This window comes from Candidatus Palibaumannia cicadellinicola (assembly GCF_002855795.1).
GTDB classification, from domain to species: domain Bacteria; phylum Pseudomonadota; class Gammaproteobacteria; order Enterobacterales; family Enterobacteriaceae; genus Baumannia; species Baumannia cicadellinicola_C.
Map to the genome: position 1 here is coordinate 1 of NZ_NJPO01000013.1, position 6,329 is coordinate 6,329.

The 6,329-nt window shown below is 42.2% G+C and carries 2 protein-coding genes, 1 tRNA gene and 3 pseudogenes; 1 reads left to right on the plus strand and 5 read right to left on the minus strand.

Annotated features, from left to right (window positions below):
* Nucleotides 1-227: 227 nt before the first annotated feature.
* Nucleotides 228-734 (plus strand): annotated as a pseudogene (grpE, locus tag CEX73_RS00275) (nucleotide exchange factor GrpE); the annotation flags it as partial.
* A gap of 34 nt (nt 735-768) precedes the next feature.
* Here grpE and CEX73_RS00280 read toward each other — a convergent pair.
* The 5 genes and pseudogenes from CEX73_RS00280 to dnaG all read right to left on the minus strand — a co-directional run.
* Nucleotides 769-1,268 (minus strand): annotated as a pseudogene (locus tag CEX73_RS00280) (uracil-DNA glycosylase).
* 91 nt (nt 1,269-1,359) lie between these two features.
* The gene (gene nadB / locus CEX73_RS00285; RefSeq protein WP_101626661.1) at nt 1,360-3,018 is read right to left on the minus strand and encodes an L-aspartate oxidase; all 1,659 of its coding nucleotides are present in this window, start codon (nt 3,016-3,018) and stop codon (nt 1,360-1,362) included.
* Between the two features lie 207 nt (nt 3,019-3,225).
* Nucleotides 3,226-3,301 (minus strand) — tRNA-Ile (locus CEX73_RS00290).
* 96 nt (nt 3,302-3,397) lie between these two features.
* Nucleotides 3,398-5,254: an RNA polymerase sigma factor RpoD gene (rpoD, locus tag CEX73_RS00295; RefSeq protein ID WP_146643221.1), complete on the minus strand. Its 1,857-nt coding sequence runs from the start codon at nt 5,252-5,254 to the stop codon at nt 3,398-3,400.
* Between the two features lie 30 nt (nt 5,255-5,284).
* Nucleotides 5,285-6,256, minus strand: a pseudogene (gene dnaG, locus CEX73_RS00300) (DNA primase); the annotation flags it as partial.
* Nucleotides 6,257-6,329: the final 73 nt, after the last annotated feature.

Consider the following 6,329-nt stretch of genomic DNA (forward strand, 5'->3'; position numbering starts at 1 on the left):
TGTTATTAACCGGCGATTTCCGAATGGGAAAACCCGATATAAAATATCTTTATATCATTATTAAGTAAATTCATAGCTTAATAAAGCTAACCAGGAGAACTGAAACTGCTGAAGTCGTACCTGAAACGACTGAAGTAGTACCTGAAACTGCTGAAGTAGTACCTGAAACGACTGAAGTCGTACCTGAAACTACTGAAGTAACACCTGAAACTGCTGAAGTAGGGCCTGAAACGGTAGAAGTAGAAGTTGTTGCTCCTAAAGATGAGCGTATTAAAGAACTAGAAGTAGAACTAGCACAGATACAGCAGCGCGAGCGAGATAGTTTACTACGCGCTAAGGCAGAAATAGAGAACATGCGCCGCCGCAGCCAGATTGAAGTAGAAAAAGCCTACAAATTTTCTCTAGAACGTTTGGCTAGTGAATTACTACCGGTAATTGATAATTTAGAGCGCGCATTAGAAATGTCAGATAAATCTAATAGCGATCTTGCTTCTACCATTGAAGGTATTGAGTTAACATTAAAATCACTGCTGGATGCAGTACGTAAATTTGGTCTAGAAGTTGTGAGTGAAACTAACATTCCATTTAATCCGGATGTACATCAGGCTATCACCATGCAGGAATCTGAAGAACATGAACCGAATCATGTCATAATAGTTATGCAAAAAGGCTATATTCTTAATGGGCGTCTTATTCGCCCCGCTATGGTAACAGTATCTAAAGCAAAAATTTGATGTCTTTTGACTATCTGACCAAACCAAAGATATGCTACCACTCTGGTAGTTTTGGCTCCCAGTCGATGGGACTTTTACCTTGTTGTTTTAGCAGAGCATTAACTTTTGAGAAGTGATGGCATCTAATAAAGCTGCGATGCGCGGACAACGGAGATGGGTGTGATGCTCTCAGATCGTATTGAGCAGCATTATTCCCTGTTTTGCCCAACTTTGCAAACAACCGTGTTGTGGTATAATAAACCCAGGGATATCGTTCGCAAGCTCTTTGTAAATATTGATTAGTGATGGTGGGGCTGGTACACCAGGCGGGACAGAGAATGATAAACCATGGGCCTGCTTAGGTCCTAGATAGGGATCTTGACCGAGGATCACGACTTTAATAAGGTTTAGTTCAGTGAGGTAAAAAGCGTTAAATACATCTTTCTGCTGCGGATAAACGATAACGCCTGCTGCTCGTTCTCTAGCTATAAGAGCTAATATTTTCTGAAAATAAAGCTGTTTTTTTTCCTCTGACAAAATATGCAGCCAATTCATCTGTTTTTGCCATTCTTCTCTTCCTGTACGTAAAGAACACTAATGTTTTTGACCACTAAGTATTTATTACTTAATGTAGTAAATATATCTACTAATTTGATCCTTCTTCGTAGTGATAGCCTTCCCTCCTTCCTGGTTGTAGAATCGTTGGTTGGGGGTTGGGCTGCATAGTAGGATAATCTAGCGTATAATGTAAACCACGGCTCTCTTTGCGTTGTAGTGCACTTTTCACAATCAGACTAGCTACTTGAAGCAGATTACGGACTTCTAGCGAAGTATTGGATATGCTCAAATTAGAGTAATACTCATCCATTTGATTAGTAAGGAAGTTAATGCGATACAGTGCACTCTCTAGCCGTTTAGTGGTACGCACTATACCAACATCATCCCACATCAATAGCCGCAGTTCTTGCCCGTTTTGCTGCAAGATTATCTTTTCACTATCATTACTGTTGCTAACAAAGCTACAGCTGTCATTCCAATAAGGCAATTCGTGTGCTTGTTTAACGACAGTTGGTAACCGGCGTAAAATATCTACAGACGCAGTCCAGCCATAGACTAGGCACTCTAGCAGTGAGTTAGACGCCAGTCTATTAGCGCCGTGTAGACCAGTATAGCTTACTTCGCCAATAGCGTACAATCCGTCTAGATCTGTACGACCATGTTTATCTACCATGACACCCCCGCAGGTATAGTGCGCCGCGGGAACGATAGGAATAGGTTGGCTAGTTAAATCTATATTTAGCGTACGTAGCTTGTCATAGATAGTAGGAAAATGATTGCGAATAAAATGTTTAGGCCGATAGCTGATATCTAAATACATGCATTCTGCCCCTAAACGTCTCATTTCGTGGTCGATAGCGCGCGTAACGATATCTCTAGGTGCTAATTCAGCGCGTAAGTCAAAATCAGGCATAAAACGGCTGCCATCAGGCCGATAGAGGTAAGCCCCTTCGCCACGTAGCGCTTCTGTCAACAGAAAATTGGGCGCCTGCGGATGGAATAATGAAGTGGGGTGAAACTGATTAAATTCCAGATTTGCTACTCTACACCCAGCACGCCAGGCCATGGCAATACCGTCACCAGATGATATATCCGGATTAGTAGTATATTGATAAACTTTAGAAGCGCCGCCTGTTGCTAGCACAACAGCGGCACAAGCGTAGCACCGTTCCATCTTTTCTAGCGATCGGTTCCAGATATAAGTACCAACCACCCGGCGGGTACCGCACAGACCAAGAGTATTAGAAGTTACGAGATCTACAGCGTTGCAGCCTTCTATGATATGAATATTGGGATGGAGCGTAGCCTTATGAATAAGAATGGTTTCTATGGCTTTGCCAGTAGCATCGGCAGCATGTAATACACGGCGATAACTATGGCCTCCTTCTCTGGTAAGATGATAACGCGTGTTGGGCAAGGCGGGATTCTCTACATCGAACAGTACACCTTGCTGGACTAACCACTCAACACAATGGCGAGCATTACCTACGATAAATTCTACCACTTCGCGATCGCAGAGGCCAGCACCGGCCCGCAAGGTATCTTCTACATGATAATTTATACTGTCGTTATCCTCAAACACCGCGGCTATGCCGCCCTGAGCATACCAAGTGGAGCTATTATTTAATAAATCTTTGCTGAGGATCATAACTTTGCAGTGTCCAGCGAGACGAAGCGCCAGCGATAAACCTGCTGCACCACTGCCGATGATTAGTACGTCAGTGACATATTCAGTTAATGGTTGCATAATGAACTAGTTATCTTTGCTCGTATACTAATACTGATGTTAACACCTAATCTCTGCGGTATGAATCATTTTTAACCTTTAATTGACTTACGCATAAATAACATAATGATTAAAGCGTGCTAGTATCACGCAAAAGCAAAGGTGGTAAGGTGTATGGAGTATGCAAGATATGCTATATGCTTGGTTAAAATGTAATTAGCATCTATTTGGTGGCCCCTGCTGGAATTGAACCAGCGATCAAACGATTATGAGTCGCCTGCTCTAACCACTGAGCTAAGGGGCCAAGTCAGCAGTGAATTATAAAGAGTGCCGCTAAACTGGTCCATAGTTTTTTTATCATATTGATGATTTATCTAGCAGTAGCAGAGCAGGTATAGTTTTAATCATCTAAAAAGCTACGGAGTACTTCAGAGCGGCTGGGATGCCGTAATTTCCGCAATGCCTTGGCTTCAATTTGTCGGATACGTTCACGGGTTACGTCAAATTGTTTTCCTACTTCTTCTAATGTATGGTCAGTATTCATATCGATGCCGAAACGCATACGTAGTACCTTCGCTTCACGAGCTGTCAGACCAGCTAGCACGTCATGAGTAGCAGAACGGAGGCTTTCAGAAGTAGCTGATTCTAGAGGAAGCTCTAGGGTCGTATCTTCAATAAAATCACCTAGATGTGAATCTTCATCGTCGCCGATAGGCGTTTCCATAGATAGAGGCTCTTTAGCTATCTTTAGTACCTTACGAATTTTGTCTTCTGGCATGAGCATACGTTCAGCTAGCTCTTCTGGTGTAGGTTCTCGTCCTATTTCTTGTAACATTTGTCGGGAAATACGATTGAGCTTGTTAATAGTCTCAATCATATGTACTGGAATACGGATAGTGCGTGCCTGATCCGCAATAGAGCGAGTGATAGCCTGGCGGATCCACCAGGTAGCATAGGTAGAAAACTTATAGCCACGGCGGTATTCAAATTTATCTACCGCCTTCATTAGACCAATATTGCCTTCCTGGATCAAATCAAGAAACTGTAGACCGCGGTTGGTATATTTTTTTGCGATAGAAATAACCAGCCGCAAGTTTGCTTCAACCATCTCTTTTTTGGCACGACGAGCTTTAGCTTCGCCGATTGACATACGACGATTAATTTCCTTTACCTGTTCAATACTCAGGCCAGTTTCTTCTTCGATTTGACGTAGTTTTGTCAGGCTACTACGTACGTCTTCATTTACCTTATGTAGTTTTTCAGACCATGGTTTGTTCATTGTAAGAGCGATTTGAAACCAGGTTTCACTGGTTTCATTACCGGCAAAGAGCTTAACAAAGATTTTCTTCGGCATTTTGCTGATTTCTACGCATAGCTTCATGATCAAACGTTCTTGAGTACGTACTCGATCCATCATAGCGCGCATGTTCTTAACTAAATAGTCGAACTGTTTTGGTACTAAATGAAACTGTTTGAAGATGTCAGATAGCTTAATAATTTCTTCTAATGCTTGGGTATGATTGCGGCCCTTGTGGTTAATAATATTACAGGTTATTTGATATTGTTCTTGTAACTCGATAAATTTCTGGTGGGCAAGTTCAGGATCAATGCAACTATCTTCGTTGGTATGATCGTTATGATCGTCATCGACGTCCTCTTCTTCTTCGTCCTCGTTAATCTCTGAGGACAGTTCTGAACTAATATGGCGAGGGCGAATGTTTGACGCCATGTCTACTTCTTCTACATGAGCATCGACGAAATCTGTGATGAGATCTGATAAACGAGCTTCACCGGATTTGACGCGGTCGTACTGTTTTAGTAGATAAGTGATAGCCTCAGGATACTCAGCTACAGAGCACTGCACCTGATTAATACCATCTTCGATACGTTTAGCGATATCAATTTCGCCTTCGCGGGTCAGTAGCTCCACAGTACCCATTTCACGCATATACATGCGCACAGGATCGGTAGTACGCCCAATTTCTGACTCCACACTGGACAGTACCTGGGCTGCTGCTTCTGCAGCATCTTCATCAGTATCAGAGGTCGTTTCAGCTAAAAGAAGGTCATCAGCATCTGGTGCTTCTTCCATAACTTTGATGCCCATATCATTAATCATCTGGATGATATCTTCTATCTGATCTGAGTCAATAATATCTTCCGGTAGGTGGTCGTTGACTTCAGCAAAAGTCAAATAGCCTTGCTCCTTACCACGCGTGACAAGTAACTTTAGCTGTGAATGCTGGTTTTGTTCCATAACAAGGTATCCACACATCAGAGTAACATGCTATTTGATTGATTTTTTTTTTGCTAATGCTTGATTAAGCGACCACAGTTCTTTACGCTCTTTAGTAGTAAGACCATGCGTTCGGTCTAGAGCAATTAGCGCTTCTTGGCGTTGTTCAAGTATTGAGTTGTACAAACTAGTCAATGCATCAACAAAAGTTTTTTCGATCATATCTTCTATGATCATGTGGTTCCAGGTTACTAAAGTTTCAAGTTGTAAATAAAATTTATTATTACGATTCAGTTCTAATAATTGTCCAGTAGTTAACCATGGCTGTCTTTGGCAAATTTTCACTAAGTGAATAAATAGTGTTACTCCGGGCTGTTTAGCTTGCTCTAACCCCTTAATTATCGGCACTAAAGCGGAAAGCCATGGATTTTGTATTAGTAATCCGGTCAGAATACGCATAGTAGTGCATTTGATTCGTGGCTGTAGCCAAATATATGTTTGTTGCATTACTTTCTGATTCTGAGTAGGAGGAAGCAGTTTGTCTAGCTGGCTATCGTCAATAAGTCCAAGTTTCTGACCTAATTGCTGTCGAAGAAACATACGTAGGATACTCCCTGGTATTTTACGGATCAGAGGTAATGCCAGTGCACTAAGTTTAGCACGACCGTCTAGATGACTAAGGTCAACCTGCTGCATTAATGTTTCAAACAAAAATTGCGATAACGGCTGCGCCTGTTCAATGCATTGTTCGAAGGCTTTCTTACCAATTTTACGCACTAGCGTATCAGGGTCTTCACCCTCAGACAAAAACATAAAGCGTAATTCCCTACCATCGATCAGGTAGGGAAGGGCCTTTTCTAGTGTTCTCCAGGCTGCTTCTTGTCCTGCACGATCGCCATCATAACAACAAATCACTTGATGGGTAGTGCGATACAGCAACTGAATATGTTCGGTAGTTGTTGTGGTACCAAGGGACGCGACTGCATAATCAATACCGAACTGCGTCAGAGTTACCACATCCATATCCACTTAATTATGATTTTGGGACCTTAGCTGGCGGTCTGGGTTGTTTCCCTTTTCACGATGGACGTTAGCA

Excerpts from the sequence above, each read along its gene's own strand:
- nadB (WP_101626661.1), bottom strand. The coding sequence starts at position 3,018 with ATGCAACCATTAACTGAATATGTCACTGACGTACTAATCATCGGCAGT.
- rpoD (WP_146643221.1), bottom strand. The coding sequence starts at position 5,254 with ATGGAACAAAACCAGCATTCACAGCTAAAGTTACTTGTCACGCGTGGT.